The organism is Actinoplanes sp. 13, from assembly GCF_056134165.1.
On the sequence record NZ_JBVYOQ010000013.1, the window covers coordinates 186,619 to 205,054 of the forward strand.

The 18,436-nt window shown below is 71.2% G+C and carries 13 protein-coding genes; 10 read left to right on the plus strand and 3 right to left on the minus strand.

The window, feature by feature from the left end; genetic code table 11:
• The first annotated feature begins 5 nt into the window (after positions 1-5).
• Genes AC0NH5_RS24830 through AC0NH5_RS24855 form a run of 6 tightly spaced genes read left to right on the plus strand, consistent with a single transcriptional unit; the run spans position 6 to position 10,298 of the window.
• On the plus strand, positions 6-2,285 hold the full coding sequence (locus AC0NH5_RS24830; RefSeq protein WP_474408029.1) for a hypothetical protein: 2,280 nt from the start codon (positions 6-8) through the stop codon (positions 2,283-2,285).
• Complete coding sequence (locus AC0NH5_RS24835; protein WP_474408032.1) at positions 2,282-4,858, plus strand: glycosyltransferase; 2,577 nt, start codon at positions 2,282-2,284, stop codon at positions 4,856-4,858. The genes AC0NH5_RS24830 and AC0NH5_RS24835 overlap by 4 nt, the downstream gene beginning before the upstream one ends.
• An 8-nt stretch (positions 4,859-4,866) precedes the next feature.
• Complete coding sequence (locus AC0NH5_RS24840; protein ID WP_474408034.1) at positions 4,867-5,964, plus strand: glycosyltransferase family 4 protein; 1,098 nt, start codon at positions 4,867-4,869, stop codon at positions 5,962-5,964.
• 4 nt (positions 5,965-5,968) lie between these two features.
• A complete protein-coding gene (locus AC0NH5_RS24845) occupies positions 5,969-7,282 on the plus strand; it encodes a lipopolysaccharide biosynthesis protein (protein WP_474408037.1) in 1,314 nt (437 codons plus the stop codon).
• The gene (locus AC0NH5_RS24850) at positions 7,279-8,553 is read left to right on the plus strand and encodes a polysaccharide pyruvyl transferase family protein (RefSeq protein ID WP_474408039.1); all 1,275 of its coding nucleotides are present in this window, start codon (positions 7,279-7,281) and stop codon (positions 8,551-8,553) included. The genes AC0NH5_RS24845 and AC0NH5_RS24850 overlap by 4 nt, the downstream gene beginning before the upstream one ends.
• Positions 8,553-10,298, plus strand: a complete 1,746-nt coding sequence (locus AC0NH5_RS24855; protein WP_474408073.1) for a glycosyltransferase — start codon at positions 8,553-8,555, stop codon at positions 10,296-10,298. Before AC0NH5_RS24850 ends, AC0NH5_RS24855 begins: the two co-directional genes overlap by 1 nt.
• Here the strand turns inward: AC0NH5_RS24855 and AC0NH5_RS24860 are convergent.
• Positions 10,266-11,399 carry a cellulase family glycosylhydrolase gene (locus tag AC0NH5_RS24860; RefSeq protein WP_474408042.1) on the minus strand — a complete coding sequence of 378 codons (1,134 nt, stop codon included), beginning with the start codon at positions 11,397-11,399 and terminating at the stop codon, positions 10,266-10,268. The two genes, AC0NH5_RS24855 and AC0NH5_RS24860, sit on opposite strands and share 33 nt — an antisense overlap.
• Before the next feature lie 37 nt (positions 11,400-11,436).
• Positions 11,437-12,411, minus strand: a complete 975-nt coding sequence (locus tag AC0NH5_RS24865) for an endonuclease/exonuclease/phosphatase family protein (protein WP_474408045.1) — start codon at positions 12,409-12,411, stop codon at positions 11,437-11,439.
• A gap of 114 nt (positions 12,412-12,525) precedes the next feature.
• On the opposite strand from AC0NH5_RS24865, the gene AC0NH5_RS24870 reads away from it, so the two are divergent.
• Together AC0NH5_RS24870 and AC0NH5_RS24875 are read left to right on the plus strand one after the other, a co-directional pair.
• Positions 12,526-13,398, plus strand: a complete 873-nt coding sequence (locus AC0NH5_RS24870; RefSeq protein ID WP_474408048.1) for a PIG-L deacetylase family protein — start codon at positions 12,526-12,528, stop codon at positions 13,396-13,398.
• Entirely contained in the window at positions 13,395-14,480 is a 1,086-nt protein-coding gene (locus AC0NH5_RS24875) for a GNAT family N-acetyltransferase (protein ID WP_474408050.1), read from the plus strand. Before AC0NH5_RS24870 ends, AC0NH5_RS24875 begins: the two co-directional genes overlap by 4 nt.
• Positions 14,481-14,543: 63 nt before the next feature.
• Here the strand turns inward: AC0NH5_RS24875 and AC0NH5_RS24880 are convergent, their stop codons facing one another.
• Positions 14,544-16,424, minus strand: coding sequence for a hypothetical protein (locus AC0NH5_RS24880; RefSeq protein WP_474408052.1), 1,881 nt, complete (start codon positions 16,422-16,424; stop codon positions 14,544-14,546).
• Between the two features lie 479 nt (positions 16,425-16,903).
• On the opposite strand from AC0NH5_RS24880, the gene AC0NH5_RS24885 reads away from it, so the two are divergent.
• Both AC0NH5_RS24885 and AC0NH5_RS24890 read left to right on the plus strand, forming a co-directional pair.
• Positions 16,904-17,155, plus strand: a complete 252-nt coding sequence (locus tag AC0NH5_RS24885) for a hypothetical protein (RefSeq protein WP_474408076.1) — start codon at positions 16,904-16,906, stop codon at positions 17,153-17,155.
• 62 nt (positions 17,156-17,217) lie between these two features.
• Positions 17,218-18,324: an L-dopachrome tautomerase-related protein gene (locus AC0NH5_RS24890; protein WP_474408054.1), complete on the plus strand. Its 1,107-nt coding sequence runs from the start codon at positions 17,218-17,220 to the stop codon at positions 18,322-18,324.
• Positions 18,325-18,436: the final 112 nt, after the last annotated feature.

Consider the following 18,436-nt stretch of genomic DNA (forward strand, 5'->3'; position numbering starts at 1 on the left):
CGGCGGTGGCCGGACTGGTCCTGCTGAATCTGGCCGTGCTCACCGACGTGCTGGCGCCGCTGCGCGCGGTGATCGGGTTCCCGGTGGCGACGGTGCTGCCCGGCGCCCTCGCCCTGCGCGCGTTGCGGATCGTCGATCGGACCGGCTGGAACTGGCTGCTGCACGCGATGGCGCTGTCGCTGGCCGGACTGCTGGCCATCGGTGTCTGCCTGGGGTTGTTGCCCGGCGGAGGGCTGACCGAGATCGGGTCGCTGCTGGCGCTGGATCTGCTGATCGTGGTCCTCGCGACGGCTGCCGTGCTGGGCGAGCGCCGGTGGCCGGCGCCCGGTGCGGGATCAGCCGCCCACGCCCCGCGGCCCGCTGCCGGAGACGTCGCGGGAATCGTGGCAGTGGCCCTCGGCGTCGTTGCGGTGATCCTGACCGTTCTCGGCGCGCAACGCCTCAATTCCGGGGGCACCGGGGCCTTGACCGCGACGGGACTCGCCGTGGCAGCCGCCGCGCTGGTCGCGGCCGTGGTCTCCGGGCGCCGGCACGGTGTCACCGCCCCCGCGACCGCGATCTATCTGGTGGCGCTCGCGATCCTGCTGGCCACCTCGCTGCGCGGCGTCGGAGTGACCGGCCACGACGTCAAGATCGAATACCGGGTGCTGGTGGATACGCTCGCCACCGGTACATGGCAGCGCCCCGCCGGGTTCTTCGTGGCCTACAACTCGTGCCTGAGCATCACCGTGCTGCCCGCCTTGCTGGTGCGGCTGCTGGGCATCGCTGCCGACGATGCCTTCCGGATCTGCTTCCAGATCCTCTTCGCCGCCGCGCCGGTCGGCGTGTTCCTGCTGGCCCGCCGGCGATTCCCCGGCGGTACGGCGGTCTGTGCGGCCGTGTTGTTCATCGCGTTCCCGACGTTCATCAACGACATGCCGATGCTGAACCGGCAGGAGATCGCTCTGATCTTCTTCACCGTGCTGCTCAGCGCCCTTCTCGACGTCCGCAGCCCGCGCCGACAGCGGGCGATCCTGTTCGCCGTCTCGGCAGCCGGAATGACGGTGTCGCACTACACCAGCACCTACATCACCGCTGTCCTGCTGCTGATCGGCTGGGCGTTGCGGGTGCTGCGCCGCCGGCGCCTGTCCCGGGCCGCCGTCACCGTCGGCCCGCCGCGGCGAGTTCTCGGCCTCGGCCGGGCCGGGCTCGCGATGACCCTGATGGCGGTCGCCTGGGCGATGGTGTCCGCCAGCGCCACCACCTTCGCCGCCGGGCTCGCGCAAGCCGCTGCCGCGGTCATCGAGGACGCCTCGGTGACCGCCGAGTCGACGCGGTACAGCTTCATCGCCGACGGCAAGCCGCAGAGCGACAGCGAGTTGCTGGCCGGCTACGCCGCAGAGGTACGCCGCAACGACAATGTGCCGGCCGGCCCGCTGTTTCTGCCACCCGAGTGCATACCGCGGCTGTTACCGGCCGACACGCTGAGCACGACGGGAGCCGGTGCTGCCCTGAACCGGGCCGGAGTGCCGCCGCAGCAGGTCAACGACGCGGTGCGTAAGGCTGCCGTGCTGCTGTTCCAAGGCGGCGGTGTCGTCGGCTGCGTCATCCTGTGGTGGCGCCGTCGCCGGGAGGCCACCGAGGCGCTGGCCCACCTCGCCGGCGGCTCGGTGATCCTGCTGGCTGTCGTGGTCGTCGCGCCGCAGCTGTCCGACAGCTATGGACTGCTCCGGTTGTTCCAGCAGTTCCTGGCGCTGCTCGGCCCCCTGGTCGTACTCGGCGTCACGGTGCCGTTGGGGTGGCTGATCACTCGGGTCGTCCCGGTCCCGCGTGCCCGCCGGGTGACCGCGGCGATCGCGGCGACCGCCACCATCGGCTGCCTGCTGACGACCAGCGGTGTGGTCCCGCAAGTCATCGGGGGCTACGTCCCGCAGCTCCATCTCAACAACGCCGGCCCGTACTACCGCGCCTACTACACCGACCGGAGCGACATCAGCAGAGCCGCCTGGATGCGCCGCAACCTGCACCCCGCCGCGTATGTCATCACGGACAGCCGCGACACCGCCAGCCTGCGCAGCCTGACCGTCCTCTATCCGCAGGAGGGCGTGCTGCCGGGCATGGTCCCGCTCAATGCGGCAGTGACCCTGACCGCCGTCCGCGGGAACCCCGACCTCGCTGTCGCCGTCGCCATCATCGGTGATCGCATCGTGCGGTACACCTTTCCCATCGCGTGCGTCGCCGCCGACCGGCCACTGCTGAACGCGACGGCTCAGCACCGCCTCTACGGCCCCGTGGAGCATCCGTGAGCGCCGCAGCGCCGGCACCGCCACGCCAGGGGGTGCTGCGCATCCTGCACGTGATCAACCTCGGCACCACCGCCGGGGGAGCGGAACGGCAACTGGCCGACACCGTCGCCGCCCAGCGAGCCGCCGGCCACCAGGTCCTGGTGCTCTCCAGCGACCTGCCCGGCAGCGGTGAGCGATTCAACGACGTCGCGTGGCCGCAGGCGGCCCGGTCCCGGCACTGGGCCGCCCGCCTGGCCGGTCTGCGCCGCAACCCGGCCGCGCGGGAGGTGCTGGCGCGAGAGCTGCTCAGCTTCCGGCCGGACGTGGTGCACCTGCACACGGTCGGGCTGCTCGCACCGGGCAGCCTGCCGGTTCTCCGGGACGTAGCGACGGTGCTCACCGTGCACGGACCCGAGATCTACATCCGGGCCAACGGGTACGCCTGCCTTCCGGGCCGGTACTTCCGGCAGGCAGGCGGGAAACGAACGGTGCTGACCTGGCGCGGCCGCCTCGCGATGGTCATCGCCGGACTGGTCGCCGGGCGCTGCTGGCGCCGGGGACTGCGGGTCGTGGACATCATTCTCGCGCCCAGCCACTACCTCGCCGAACTGGTCAGCCGTGATCTCGGCACCACCAGGGTCGTCCCGAACGGGTTCACCGCTGTCGAGGTGGACGAGCATCCCGGATCGGCGCCGGCCGCGGAGCGGGGTCCACGACTGGTCTTCGCCGGGCGCCTCGAACACTTCAAGGGGCCACAGATCGCGATCGCCGCGTTGCCGGCGGTGCGCGCGGCGCATCCCGGCGTGCGTCTGAGCATCTGCGGGGCCGGCCCGATGGAACCGGAGCTGCGGGCGCTGGCCGACAAGCACGCCCTGAACGACTGTGTCGAGCTGACCGGCTGGCTCGATCCGGCCGCGCTGCAGCGCCGCATCGCCGGCGCCGACCTGGTCCTGGTGCCGTCGGTGTGGCCGGAGGCGTTCAACCGCACCTGCCTGGAGGCGTTCGCCGCCGGCGTGCCGGTCGTCGCCTCCGGTGTCGGAGGGCTGCCCGACCTCGTCCGCCCCGGGGTGACCGGCCTGCTGGTCCCGCCGGGCGACGCCGGGGAGTTGGCCCGGGTGATCTGCGAGTTGCTGGACGACGAGCAACGACGCAACGCGCTCGGGCGGGCGGCACGTGAGGTGCACGCCGAATTCGCCCTCGACCGGCACGTGTCCGCCCTGCACCAGGTGTACCGCGACGCCATCGACCTGCGGCAGCGGCGCCGGCCGGCGAGGGGCACGGGCCGGCATCCCGTCGCCGGCCTGCTCACCCGGGTGGCGGAGCAGGCCCGGCAGGTCATGACCGACAGCCTGTTGCGCAACTCCGCGCTGCTTCTGTTGTCCACGGCGGTGCTGGCCGGTGGGGGTTTCCTGTTCTGGCGGGTGGTGACCGGGCTGCTGCCGACCTCCGAAGTAGGCCGGGCAGGCGCGTTGATCTCAGCATCGACACTCGTCGTCAACCTGTCGTTGCTGGGGCTGAACAACTCCCTGATCCACTACCTCGAGAAGTGGCCGGACCGGGCCCGCACGGTGAACACGGCGATCACCGTCGTGGCGGTCGCCGCGACGGCGGGCACGATTTTCTTCGTCACCGCGTTGCCCACGCTCGCCCCCGGACTCGTCGGCATCGGCCACCCCGGACAGTCGCTGGCCTTCATCGCCCTGACGGTCGCCGGCGCCGTCGGGATCTGCTGCGACAACGTCTTCGTGGCGGTGCGCCGCAGCGGGTACGTCCTGGGACGCAACCTGCTCGTGGTGTGCCTGCGTCTCGCCCTGCCGCTGCTCGTGCTCGGCAGCGCCGCGTTCGACATCTTCGCCGCGTACTGGCTGGCCCTGGCCCTGGCCCTGCCGCTGTACCTCACCGGCGCCCGTCGCCACGGCATGCGGCTCCGGCTCGCCTTCGCCGGTGCGCGGTTGCGCGCCATGTGGCGGTACTCCGCCGCCAACTACATGGCCACCGCGATCCTCATGACTCCCAGCCTGGTGATGCCCATCCTGGTCGCCCATCGGATCGGTACGCGGGAGGCCGCGCACTACTACATCGCCTCGCTGCTCGCCGGGGTGCTCGTCTTCGTGCCTCAGGCGACGGCGCGTAGCTTCTTCGCGGAGGTCTCCCACGACGGGCAGCGGCTGCGCGAACTCCTGCCGCGCGTCGTGGTCGTCACGGCAGTGCTGGAGTTGCCAGTGCTGACGACTCTCGTGCTGGTCGGCCGGCCTCTGCTGCGCGTCTTCGGTGACGACTACGTGTCGGCATACCCGTTGCTGATCCTGCTGGTTCTGACCACCGCGCTGTGCGCCGTCGGCTTCATCGGCAGCACGCTGCTGCTGGCCACCGGTCGCATCCGGCTGCTCTGCCGGCTCTCGGCGGCGGCCTACAGTGTCTCGCTGGCCGCGGCCTATCTGCTGGCCGGTCACGGTCTGGTGTGGATCGGCGTGGCCATGCTCGGCGGCGAGATCCTGCTCGCCGCGGGTTATCTCCGGGTCATAGCGCGGGCGCTGCGCGCCGGGCCGCACGAACTGCCCGGCCGTCAACCACTTGTCGCAGGCGGGAATTGAGCAGACAGATGACGACCATCACTCAGATCACTCCCTACTACCCGCCCCATCTCGGTGGGATGGAGCGGGTCGTCGAGATCCTCGCCGGCGGCCTCGGCCGGGAATACGACGTGACCGTCCTGACCACGACACTCGGTGCGAAGGGTTCGCCGCGCCGCGTACACGACGGCGGCGTACGCGTGCTCCGGCACCGGTCCTGGGAGTTCGCGCACACGCCGATCGCTCCGGGCCTGGTGCTCTCGTTGTTGCGGACACCCCGGGACACGGTGCTGCATCTGCACAGCGCGCAGGCCTTGATCCCCGAGGTCCTCGCCCTGGTGGCCCGGCTCCGCGGTCAACGGTTCCTGTTCCACTTCCACCTCGACGTCGACGCGTCCGGCCCGTTCGGCCGGCTGTTGCCCTTCTACAAGAAGCACCTGTTCGCGAGGGTGCTGCGAGCAGCCGCAGGTGTGCTGGTGCTCACCGAGGCGCAGGCGCATTTCGTCGAGCGCGCTTACGCCGTGCCGCGCGATCGGATCCATGTCGTGCCGAACGGGGTGGGTGAGGAGTATTTCCTGCCGCCGCGCGGCGCACGGACCGGCGGAGAGCCGCTCAACCTGTTGTTCGTCGGACGGCTGAGCCCGCAGAAGAACGTCGCCCGTCTGCTCGACGCGGTGTCGCGGTGCCGGCACCCGGTGCGTCTCACCGTGGTGGGCGACGGTGAGCAGCGGGCGATGCTCGGTGAGCGGGCGCGGGCACTGGGGCTGACCGACGTCACCTTCGCCGGCACGCGTCTCGACGCCGAACTGCGGGCGGCGTACGCGGCCGCGGACGTCTTCGTGTTGCCCTCCGACCGGGAAGGCATGCCGCTTGTCGCGCTCGAGGCGATGGCGGCCGGCCTGCCCATCGTGGCGACGGCGGTGCCGGGCAACATCGAACTGCTGGACGGCATCGCGATGCTCGTGGAACCCACCTCGGAGGCCCTCGCCGCGGGCCTGGACTCGCTCGCCTCCGACGCGGGAGCCTTCGAGCGCATGGCCGGTCGCAGCGTTGCGGCCGCCACGTCGCACACCTGGACGGCGGTGGTGGAACGCGTGAAATCCGCCTACGCCGAGGCGCTGGCATGACCGCATGACGGCAGTACGCGGGACGTCGCGCCTCTCCTCAGCCGTTCGGCTCAGCGCCTGGCGGGGGGACCCGCTGATGTGGAATTCGTCCCTGCTGATGCTGACCACCGGGCTGGTGGCGGTCTCCGGCTTCATGTTCTGGCTGCTGGCCGCCCGCCTGTACCCGGCCGCCGAGGTGGGCGGTGCCTCGTCGCTGCTGTCCAGCGTCGCGTTGCTCTCCTGCTTCAGCCTCTTCGGGTTCAGCAGCACGTTGATCCGCTTCCTGCCGACCAGCCGGGATCGCGCCGCGGACGCCGGCACGGCGATCTCCACGGTGTTCCTGTGCAGCGTGGTGACGACGGCCGGGTTCGCGCTCGTCGGCCCCTGGCTCGTACCCAACCTCGGGTTCGTCCGCAGTTCGGGCACGCACGTGCTGTTGTTCGTGGTGCTGGCCGGCGGCGCGGCCATCAACCTGCTCACCGACGCGGTGTTCGTGGCCTGTCGCGCCGCGGGCGCCAACCTGTTGATCAACGGCGTGCTTATGGGTGCCGTCAAGCTCGTGCTCCTCGTCGTCACCGTGCCCTTCGGCGCCTTCGGTGTCTTCGCCGCCAGTGGCGTCGCATCGACGGTCGCCGCCGTGATCAGCATCGTGGTGATCCGGCGGCACCTGCGCATCCGGATGCGCCCGCGGATCAGCCTGGTGTCACTGCGGGGCATGCTGCGGTACTCACTGGGCAACTACCTGTCGACCTGCCTCAGCTTCATCCCGCAGATCGCGCTACCGATCATCGTCCTGGACCAGCTCGGCCCGGTCCGATCCGCCGCGTACTTCGTCGCCTTCCAGGTCGCGGGCCTGATCAATGCCGCCTCGTTCGCGGTCGGCCAGTCACTGTTCGCCGAGGGCTCGCACGAGAGCGGCAACCTGCGGACCATCGCGCTCCGGTCGGCCGGCCTGATCCTCGCCCTCACCGGTGCCGCGTCGGTGCTCCTGATCGTCCTGGCGAAGCCGGTCCTGCAGGTGTTCGGCGCGGACTACGCGAGGATCGGCACGGTCACCCTGATCCTGTTCGCGACGTCGTCACTGGCCGTCGCCTTCAACACCTGGGCCGGCTTCCTCTTGAAGATCACGCGTCAGCTGAGTCTGCTGACCGCGTCCAACGCCGTCTTCGCCGTGGTGACCATCGGGGTCGCGGTGGCGAAGGTACCCGACGGGCTGCCCTGGGCGGCCGCCGCCTGGGGGATCGGCAACCTCCTCGCGGGCGTGGTGGCGTGCCTAGGAGTCGTTCGGAACATTCCCGGTCGGCCCACCGGCCGCCTGATCGCACGGGAGAATCCTTGAGAGTTGTCATCATCAACGCGTACCTGCGCGAGAACGCGGGCGACGCCGCCCTGCTCTCGGTCTGCTTACGCCAGGTCCGTGAGGCCTTCCCCGGAGCCGACGTGGTCATCGCCGGGATGGAGGCGCCCGAGCTGCACGCGACCTTCGACGGAGCCCGGAACCTGGGCTCGATCCGGCGCTACATCGGCGACGGAACGGTGCGCCGGCGCGTGCGCCATCTGCGCAAGGCGTTCGTCGTGCTGGCCGTCGGCCTCTATCTCGCCACGCCGTCCCGGGTGGGGAGGCAGCTGAAACGCCGGCTGCCGGCCGAGGTCCGGCGCGAGATCGACGCGGTGTCGCAGGCGCACGTGCTGGTGTCGATGGGAGGCGGGTACCTGAACGCGCGCCCCGGTCTCAACGGCTACCAGAATCTGCTCTTCGTGCTCCTGCCCGCCCTGATCGCTGGGAAGCATCAGGTTCCGGTGGTCTTCGCGCCCCAGTCCTACGGCCCGTTCTCGACCGCTCTCCAGCGCCGTTTCGTCGCCGCTGTGCTGCGGCGCGCCGCCGTGGTGTCGTGCCGCGAGGACGTGAGCGTCGGCATCCTCGCCGAGTGCGGGGTGCCCGCGAGCCGGGTCACGCGTGCCGTCGACTCCGGGTTCGCCTTCGATCCCGTGACCTCGTCGGACTGGCGGGCCAGGCTGGGAGTCGATCGGTCGGCACGGCTCGCCGGGCTGACCGCACGGCAATGGCTGCCGCCGCGTCAGCAGCACGAGTACGAGCTCGCGCTGGCCGCCACCATCGACCACCTACACGCACAGCAGACGCAGGTGGTACTGATCCCGCAGGTGGCCACCGATTACCTGGGTGACGACGACCGTATCGTCAGCCGCCGGATCCATGCCCACTGCGCGACGAAGCCGATCCTGATCGACGACATCGTCGACTACCGCGACCTCAAGGGTCTGTACAGCGAATGCGACATGTTGCTCGGCACCCGGTTCCATTCGGTGATCTTCTCGCTCACCAGCCGGGTGCCGTGTATCGCCATCGAGTACGAGCACAAGACCGGTGGCATCATGCGGGACCTCGGTCTGGGGGAGTGGGTGCTACCGATCGAGGAAGTGACGTACGAGCGGCTGCGCGGGATGATCGAGCGCCTGGACGGCAGTCGTGACGAGTACCTGCGCCACCTGGGCGCCACCCTGCCGGCGTACGTGGCGCGCGCGGACTCGTTCCTCGACATGTTCCGCGCTGTCGATCTCCCGGGCGTCGCGCGGGCCGGCCACCGATGATGTCCGCCCTGCTGGTGACGCCCTTCTGCCACCCGGCCCCCGGGGGCGTCCCGCGATACGTCGTCGAGCTGGCTCGGTCTCTGGTGAGCCGGCACGGTATGCGCGTCGTCGTGGTTGCCCCGGCGGCCCGCGGCGCGGGTGGGGGCCGGGGGACCGGCGAGGACGGCGTCGTCGTGTACCGGCTCACGGCGCCCGCCCCGGGCTGGACCGGCGCCGTCCGCCGGATCATCCGGGAGGAACGGATCGACCTCGTCAACGCACACGGCCCGGCACCGGTCCTCGCCGGTGCCGCGCGCCTCGCCGCCGGCGACCTTCCGTTCGTGCTGACGTACCACGGCGGGCGGATACGGACGGGCCGGATGGTGCCGGACGCGATCCGCGCGATGTACGAGCGGTTCCTGCTCGCGGCGACGGCGCGGCATGCTCGGGAGATCATCTGTACGTCGGACGCCGGCACCGAGGCGTTTCCGGCTCTGTTCGCCGGTCGCCGGTCGATCGTGGAGCCCGGAGCGGATCATGACCCGGCCTCGTGGCAGCGTGCGTCCGACCGCACCGTCGAGGTCTTCCGGCGAGCGTGGAGTCCGGCCCGGTGCGTCACGGTCGCGGTCGTCTCGCCGTACTATCCGCCCAAGATCGGCGGTGCGGAGAACTATGCGGCGCAGGTCGCGCGGGCGCTCGCCGCCGCACCGGGAACCCGGGCCGTCGTGCTCACCACCAACCCGGCCGGCCGGCGTACCACCGTTGGACTGGACGGCGACGTGCCGGTGATCCGGTTGGGGACCTGGCTGCGGGTGTCCAACACGCCGCTCAACCCGCTGTGGGTCGTCCAGGTACGCCGCTGGCTGCGTCGGCTGAGCGTCGATGTGGTCAACGCGCACGCGCCGGTGCCCGGTCTGCCGGATGTCGCGCTCTGCTCCGCGGGCCGCCGCCCGACGGTCTTCACCTATCACGCCGGCACCATGCTCAAGGGAGCGAAGCCGGCGGACTGGATGATCGGCCCGTACGAGCGGTTCGTGCTGCCGCGCCTTTTCGGCCGGGCCGACGTGGTGGTGCCGGTGTCGCAGACGTCGCTCGCCGCCGGCCGGCCGCGAGCCGTTGAGATCACGCCGGGCGTCGACGTCGTCCGCTTCACTCCCGGGCCCCCGCCGTCCCGCCGGCCGCGCACGCTGCTCTATGTCGGCCGCATCGACCGGACCTCGGCCTGGAAGGGCCTCGACGTGCTGCTCCGGGCGATCCCGCTGATCTCCCGCGCAACGCTGCGGGTGGTCGGCGGTGGCGACGCACTGGACGACCACCGCCGCCTCGCCGTGCAGTCGGGCATCGCCGACCGTGTCCACTTCGCCGGCGAGCTGACCGGCACGGACCTGGTGCGGACGATGCAGGAGGCTGCGGTGCTGGTGCTTCCCTCGCTCACCGCGGCGGAGTCGTTCGGCATGGTGCTCGCCGAGGCGATGGCCTGCGGCACCCCCGTGGTCGGTTCCGCGGTCGGCGGGATCCCGCACCTGATCACCCCGGAGGTTACCGGCCTGCTGACCCCGCCGGGCGACCACGAGGCGCTGGCCGCGGCCTGCGGGCGCCTGCTGGACGACCCGGCGCTCGCCGATCGGCTGGGCGCCGCCGGGCGGGTGGAGGTGCAGGACCGGTACGCCTGGCCGCACCTCACCGATCGCTATCTCGCCCTGTTCGCCGACCTGGCGGGCGTCCCGGTGGCGTCAGCGGCGGACCGTGTGGACAGCCACACGTAACGCCTCGTACGCGGGCTTGACGGATCCGTCCGCTCGCCGGAGGCCGAAGAAGTTCTCGCTGGTGAACGACGCGAAGTCATGGTCGCGGTGGGAGTACCAGAACACCGCGTCGATCAGGGGCTCGGCAGCGGCGGTGGCCAGCACGTCCGCCGCGATCTCCGCTTGCCGGCCCTCGGTGACGTGGGTGATGCGGTTCCCGGTGACCGGCCTTCCGTCGGAGGCGGCACCGGGACCGCCGGTCGGGGCGCCGACCTCGGTCACCCAGATCGGCATGTCGGCGTGGCCGTGCCGCGCCAGCACGGCGCGCAGGTTGTCCGGTCCCCTGGTGATGCGTTCCCACGCCGTGCCCACCGCGGGTCGTTCGCTGGCGAGGTACGGGTAGGTGTAGGGGTGGTAGCCGACCGCATCCACGAATCGGCCACCGCCCGCCAGCAGCACCGCCGTCAGGAAGTCGGACTGCGCGATGCTCCCCGCCTCGGTGGGGGCCGAGGCCAGCCCGCCCAGCAGAAGCCGGGCCGAGGCGTCGGTCGCCCGTACCGCGGCACTCGTGCTTCTCAGCAGTGCGGTGTAGGCGTACGGATCCGGCGTGGGCTTACCGAAGTCGATGTTCGGCTCGTTCCAGATCTCCCAGACGTGGACGCCCCACGGCGCGTACCGGTGGGCGGCCGCGGCGGCGAAAGCGGCGAAGGCCGCCGGATCGGCGGGTGCGCACGTTCGATCGTGGCATCCCGCCGGTCGTGCCCACGGTGGCGTGAACGCGAGGATGGGAAGAACCCGCAGGCCGCGCTTCCCGGCCGCTTCCACGACCCGGTCGAATTTCTCCCACCGGTATCGTGCCGGGCTTTCGTGCTGGACCTCGTCCCAGCGGAGGTCGGCGCGTATCCAGGTCGCACCGACGTGGACGGCGTCGTCGAGCGCCTGCGCGAGAAGCTTCTCCGACATCCACACCAGGGTGTCGCCGTAGGCGATGCCGACCTGCAGGGCGGGCGCCGGGGGATCCGGTCGCGGTGGCGGTGACGACCAGGTGACCAGCACACAGGACACCGTGGCGAGCATCACCAGGAACCGCCGCGCGACGATCGGATACCGGCGACGGATCATGCGAAAAGGATATACCGGACAAGTGTGGCGGCGCACCTCACGATGTGGTGAGCACCGGGGCCCGCAGAACGGCGAGCAGCGCCCGATGGTCGCTGCCCGGCAGGTCGCGGACCGACAGTGCGGCGACAGCGATGCGCTGGTCGGCGAGGACGTGGTCGATGGTGAGCAGCCGCAGCGGTCGTACGCCGTAGGGTCCCCAGGTGGGACGCAGGCCCGCCCCGGCAGCGTCCGCCGCGTCCCGGTAACCGCGTGCGAGAAGAGCGCGGAACGGGCGGTGGTCGAGCGTCGCGTTGAAGTCGCCCAGCAGGATCCGCGGCGGTTCGCCGGGCGCCGGCACCGGCTGGCCGGCGAGATCCGCGCGCCAGCCGTCGACCGTCCGGGAGGAGACCGGCGCGAGCGCGTGCACCGACTCGACGAGCAGCGCTCCGGCGCCGGGTGGCTGAACCCGGCCGTAGGCCTGTTGGAAGCCGCCGTGGTTGAGCCGCGCCCCGGCCGCGCTGATCGGGTACCGCGCGTAGAGGGCAGAGCCGGTGTCATGGTGCGGGTCCGCGCTGTGCGGCGGAGCCAGCGAGGTGTACGGCAGGAGGGCGCCGAGCCCGGCGGCGGTCAGCGCCTCGTGACTCTTCCTCGTGGATTCCTGCAGCGCCAGAACGCCGACATGATTGTCCCGCACCAGTCGCACGATGGTGGCCGGATCAGCCGCACCGGCACGCGTGTTCGCGGTCATCACGGCCACCGTGACTCCGCTGCGGGGGCCGGGATCGCTCGCGCGGATCGCGCGGGGGGCGACGCTGCCGACCAGCAGCGCGGTCGCGAGCACGGCGGGCAGCGCGAGACGCCGGCGGCGCCGGATCAGAGTCAGCAGGAGCGGAACGAAGGACCACACCGCGGCGTACGGGGTGAGCGCGATCAGTTGGGCGGTGGCGTCGACGTGGGCGCCACTGACGCGGAACGCTCCCCAGATCAGTCCTGGAGCCACCATCAGCGACCACAGGATCGGGCGCATGGTCATGGCCATCGAACGTACCCGGGTCGCGTCCGGCTCCGACGCGAAAGGGCGGCGTGTTGCGATTTAGACCGATTCCAGCCCGATCGGGCGCCGCATCCTGTTGAGTGGAGGCAACCGGTGTACCTGGAGGAATCCTTGCTCGTCTCCGTCGCGCGCTCGGTCGCCCGTCCGATGCTCGCCCACACCGCCGGCTGGTGGCGGCGTACGCTGCTGCACCGGGCCGTCGACGCGACCGGGCTGGTGGACGGCAGGCGGCTCATGGTGCTGGCGCCTCATCCCGACGACGAGACGCTCGGGTGCGGCGCCGTCATCGCCCGCGCCCGCGCCGCCGGTGACCACGTCGCCGTCGTGGCGGTGACCGATGGCCGGCACAGCAGTCCGTCGGCGATCGTGGGACCGCGGATGCTGGCCCGGGTTCGCACCGCCGAACTCCGCCGGGCCTGCCGGTTGCTCGGGGTGAACGACGACCACGTGATACAGCTCGATCACGAAGACGGATCTCTGAGCGGCTGCGTGCCGGAACTTGCCGACGAGTTGGCGCTGCTGCTCGCCCAGCAGCGGCCGGAGACCGTCTTCGTCACGTGTGCCGGGGACAACCACCCGGACCACCAGGCCTTGCATCAGGCGCTCCGCCTCGTGGTGCGGCGGATGGCGGCAACGGAACCGGCCGGCCGGGTGACGCCTCCGGAAGTGCTGGCGTACCCGGTCTGGGCCTGGATGAGCGGGCCCTGGTTCCTCGAGGCCGCCCCGGGCCGCCGGCTGCGGCTGCTGGGCTGGGCGATGCGCCAGCTCGGCGCCGCCGACTGGGTCACCGTCCGGTGCGAGGAGCACCTGCGGGCCAAGATGTCGGCGATCGAGGCGTACGCGAGCCAGACGACCAACCTCACCGGCGAGCCGTCGTGGAGTTACCTGCCGGCCGAGTCGGTGTCGCTCTTCCAGCAGCCGCTGGAGGTCTTCCAGCGTGTCCCGGCGATGGGAAGGCCGCTGTGATCCTGACTACCGCGGAGGAGTTCGCCGCACTGCGCTCCCCCTGGGAAGAGCTGTACGAACGGTCGCCCGGCGCCACGCCGTTCCTGGCTCACGGCTGGCTGAGCTCCTACTGGGAGGCTTTCGGCGACCCGCGTTCGCTGCGCGTGGTCGGTGTCGGTGACAGTGCCGGACGGCTGGTGGCCGCCGCCGCGCTGCGGATGCGCCGCGATCACGGCGTGCGGATCCTGGAGCCGGCCGGTGCGGAGATCGCCGACTTCAGTGACGTGCTCATGGATGCGGGCTGCCTCGACGCGGGAACTCGGCTCGCTGCGGCGCTGCTGGAGGTGCCCGGCTGGGACGTGCTGGTGCTGCCGGAAGCGCCGCCGGACGGCCAGGTGCGGCAACTGCTCGCATCCTGGCCGGGACACTCGTTCGTCCGGCCGGGCAGCGTCTGCCTGGAGCTGCCCGTGGCGCCGACCGACACCTTGCTGGCGCGGCTGCCCAGAAGTGGGCGCAAGCACCTGCGCCAGGGCAGCCGGCTGAAGGTGCACCACGATGTCGTGGCCCACGATCCGGAAAGTCTCGGCCGCGCCGTCGGGGATCTGCTCGACCTGCACGAACGGGAGTGGGCCGGGCGCGGGGGCAACCCGCTGCATCGCGGTGAGCCGTTCCGCCGGCACCTCACCGAGGCCGTGCGGAGCCTGGCGCCGCAGGGGAGGGCCGAGGTCAACCGGTACACCCTCGACGGGGCGCAGGTGGCGGTATCGGTGACGTTGCACACCGCTGACCTGGTGGGCGGTTACCTCTACGGCGCCGAGCCGGCACTGCGCAAGCAGGTCGACGTCAGCGCGATGCTGATCCAGTCCACGTTGGCGCTCGGCCGTGAGCGGGGCGCGACGCGGTTCTCGATGTTGCGCGGTGAGGAGACCGGCAAGCTGCGCTGGCAGCCGCAGCCGCGCCGCAACCAGCGGTTGGAGCTGCTCCGGCCGCAGGTCGGCCGCGGCCACTGCGCGGTGATGTTGGACGTGCTGCACCGGGCTGGTCGGGCCCGGCTGGGACGCCACCGGGCGGTGGCACGGGCGGCCGCCTGGCTGCGGCGATGAATCGTGCCGGAACACGACTGCGGCGGTGCGCTCAGCGCACCGCCGCAGTCCGTCGTGCACCGGTCAGCGCGTCAGACGCGCCTTCATCGTCGCGTACGCGGGCTTCTCGCTGCCGTCGTGACGCAGCACACCGAAGTGCTGCTCACGATCGGTCGTGGAGGTGCCGGTGTCGCGGGCGGAGTAGATGAACATCGGTCCCGCGAAGGACTTGGCATACCAGACGTCGAGTCCCTCGGAGATGTCCGACGCCTGCCGGGCCTCGGTGAACGAGTACGGTCCGCCGGTGGGCAGGCCGAACTCGGTGGCCCAGAGCTTCTTGGCGCCGTCGCCGTTGGCGGTCATGATGCTGTGCAGGCGGGCCGAGTCGGCGTTCATGTGTGAGCTGTTCGCCGGGGTGTAACTGCCGGTGTACGGGTGCCAGCCGACCGCGTCGACGAGGCCCTTGGCGCCGTTGGCGTAGGCGTCGGTCAGGAACGTGAACGGGTCGGCGCCGCCGGTCCACTCGGTGGGCGCGAGAGCACCGAAGACGATGGTCACCTTCGCGGAGAGCTCGGCAGCCGCCTTGCGGACACCGGACACGCACGGCACGAACGTGTCACGGGCGTACGACGCGCCGTCCGGAGTCTGCAGACCCGGGTGCGGCAGGTTGATCTCGTTGCCGATCTCGTAGTCGACCACGCCCATCGGGATGTAGTGCTTGGCGGTCTGGTAGCAGTAGTTGTTCAGCAGCGAGCTGTCCTTGGCCGGGCCGTAGTCACCGACGTTGCCGTTGGCCCAGCCCGGCACCGTGTGCAGGATCGCCAGGTAACGCAGGCCGTTGGCGTTGGCGTCGGCGACGACCTTGTCGAAGGTGCTCCAGCGCCAGTCGCCCTTGACCGGCTCGAGGTACTGCCAGCCGAGGTCCGTGCGGATCCAGCTGGCGTTCGCGTTCCGCACGGCCTGGAAGTCCGCGACACGGCGCGTGTTCCACGGCATTCCGGCGCCCAGCGCCACACCGGCGACGTAGCGCTTCGCGCCGGTCCCGGCGGCCGGGTCGGCGGGCGTGCTCGCCGGTGCGGTGGTCGTCGGAGCGGTGGTCGTCGGAGCCGTGACCGGTGCGGTCGTCGGGGTCTTGGCCGGTGTGGTGGTCGGCGCCGTGGTCGGCGTGCCGGAGTTGCGTGCCGCGGCGAAGTGCGCCGCCACCCCTGACGCCGGTAGGGCCTTCGGGTAGATCGAAAGACTGTCGACCTGCAGCCGGCCGTAGTTCACCGGTGAGCCCGTCGCGGAGTTCAGCATCGCTCCGATCTCCAGCGGCGCGGTCTCCGTGTCGGTGCCGGCCAGACCCGCGGCGACACCGGTGGTGTCCAGGGTGCCGTCGACGAACCAGCTCCACCGCTTGCTCGTGCTGTCGAAGGTGAAAACCAGCTGGCGGAACGACGTCGAGTTCAGCCCGCGCGAGGTGCTCAGATCGATGCCGTTGCGCTTGAAGCGCACGGTGTGCCGGCTGTCCGGGGAGACCCACATCGCGGCGCCGAAGCGGCCCGCCATGCTGCTGCCCCGGCTGAAGACGGTCGGCCAGCCGGTCGTCTGCGGGCGGGCCGGCAGCTTCGCCCAGACCTCCACGCTGAACGAGGCGGGCAGCCGCATCGTCGACTTGTAGGGCACCCGGATCTGCTGCTTGACACCGTCGAACGACACGCCGGTCCCGACGGCGCCCTCGCCGCCCAGCACACCGGTGGACACTGTGGAAGCGGCGAAGTTGCCGGTCAGATCGCGCACCTGTCCCGAGCGCTCGTTCAACGGCCAGTACCCGAGGGGCCGGTCGGCCAGCACGGCCGCGTCGTACGTCACGGCGGTCGTCGCGGCGGCCGGGCCGGGGGCGATGACGGCCGTGGTGAGCCCGGCGGAGGCTGCGGTGGCGATGACACCCACGACGGTGGAGAACTTGGTGGACAGTGGCGACATTCGGGCGGCTCCTGGTTCAGGGACGACCGATGGGCGAACTGGACCGCGGCGGCGGTCGATGCTCCATCGGCTGACAGGTGCCTCTTCGGACCCGGTCCCAGGTGCGGCGAGTGCGCATCCGTTGGGGTTGAGGTGCGCGACGGTTGACGGGTGCGCGTTCGTTGACGTCGAGGTGCGTGTCGGTTGAGGGGTTGCGCCTTCGTCGGCATCGGGGTGCGCGACGGTTGCCGGGATGAGCCGGCCGACGGCCGGGCGCGGCCGTCCTCAGTGGAGCGCCAGCCCTCGCTCACCCTGGGCTCAGAACTCGCCTGGCGCAGCCCGACCGTGGACGTCACGGGCGCGGCGATCGCCGCCCCGTCCCGGACCCGTCCTGCTCGGGATGGCCGGGATCATCGCTGTGCGACCCGACGGGCGGATGTTCGCCACCGTCCGGCACGGAACGGTGAAACAGTGGTACACCGCGCCCGGCCGCCGGGCGCCTGGTCGCCACCGCCGGTGACGACGGCACCGTCCGGCTGTGGGCCACCCGCACCGGTCATGACGGCGCGGTGCGTTCGGTCGTGTTCAGCCCGGACAGTGAGCACCTGCCCACCGCCGGCGCGGACGACGAGTCCGGCTGTGGCACCTCCGCACGAGGACCATCCGCCGAGGGTGAGGTGCGCCGGTTGAGCGTGGTGACTTGGGATGCGCTGCGGACCCCGAATCACCTCACTTTTTCTGAGGGGCCATAAAGGGCTCGTGACGGGGTAGTCGCCATGGTGTTCGCCTCTGAGCGCCTCTGGAAGGAGGTCGCATGACGACCACCATCTTCGGCGACGAGCCGGTCGGGGCCCTGGAGACCGTTGCGACGTTCGACGGCCCGATGCCCACCGGCGTCACGGTCTCCCGCGGCGGCCGCGTCTTCGTCAACTTCCCGAAGTGGGGCGACGACGTGCCGGCCACCGTCACGGAGCTGCGCGACGGCCGGCCGGTGCCGTTCCCCGACCAGCGGTGGAACACCCCGGACGGCGACGCCGACGAGCACGCCTTCGTCTCGGTGCAGAGCGTCGTCGTCGACCCGGCCGACCGGCTCTGGGTGCTCGACACCGGCTCGCCGATGTTCCGGCCCACACAGCCCGGCGGGCCCAAGCTCGTCTGCGTCGACCTCGGGACCGACGAGGTCGTACGCACGATCGTGTTCCCACCGGACGTCGCCCTGCCGACCACGTACCTCAACGACGTCCGTTTCGACCTGCGCCGGGGCGCCGACGGGATGGCTTTCATCACCGATTCCTCCGACCAGGGGCCGAACGGGATCATCGTCGTCGATCTGGCCACCGGTGAGTCGTGGCGCCGGCTGCACGAGCACCCGTCGACGAAGGCGGAGCCGCTGACCGCCTTCCGGCCCGTGGTGGAGGGTCGCTATCTGATGGAACGGCCTGCCGACGACGATCCGCAACCGATCACGATGGGCGCCGACGGCATCGCGATCTCCCATGACGGGCAGCGCCTGTACTACTGCGCGCTCGCCTCCCGGCGGCTCTACAGCGTCTCTGTCGACGCCCTCTGCGACCGGTCGCTCGACGACGGCGCGGTCGCTGCGACCGTGACCGACGAGGGCGACAAGGGCAGCGGCTCCGACGGCCTGGAGACCGACGACGCCGGCAATCTGTACCTCACCGCGTACGAGCACAACGCCGTCCTGCGGCGCGGGCCCGATGGTGCGTACGAGACGCTGGTGCACGATCCGCGGTTGCTGTGGCCGGACACCATGTCGGTCGCCGCCGACGGACATCTGTACGTCACTGCCAACCAGCTGCACCGGCAGGCCACCTACCAGCGCGGCAAGGATCTGCGGCACAAGCCGTACGCCCTGTTCCGCGTCGCCATCGACGCCGGCCCCGTCCGGCTGCACAGGTAGGCGCGGGGGGGGCCCCGACAAAACAGAGGGAGACGGGGCGAGAGAGACAAGGGGGAGGGTGCGGACAAGGACAATCCGCTTAAGGGCTCTTCCACACAGTCGCGGGGGTTTG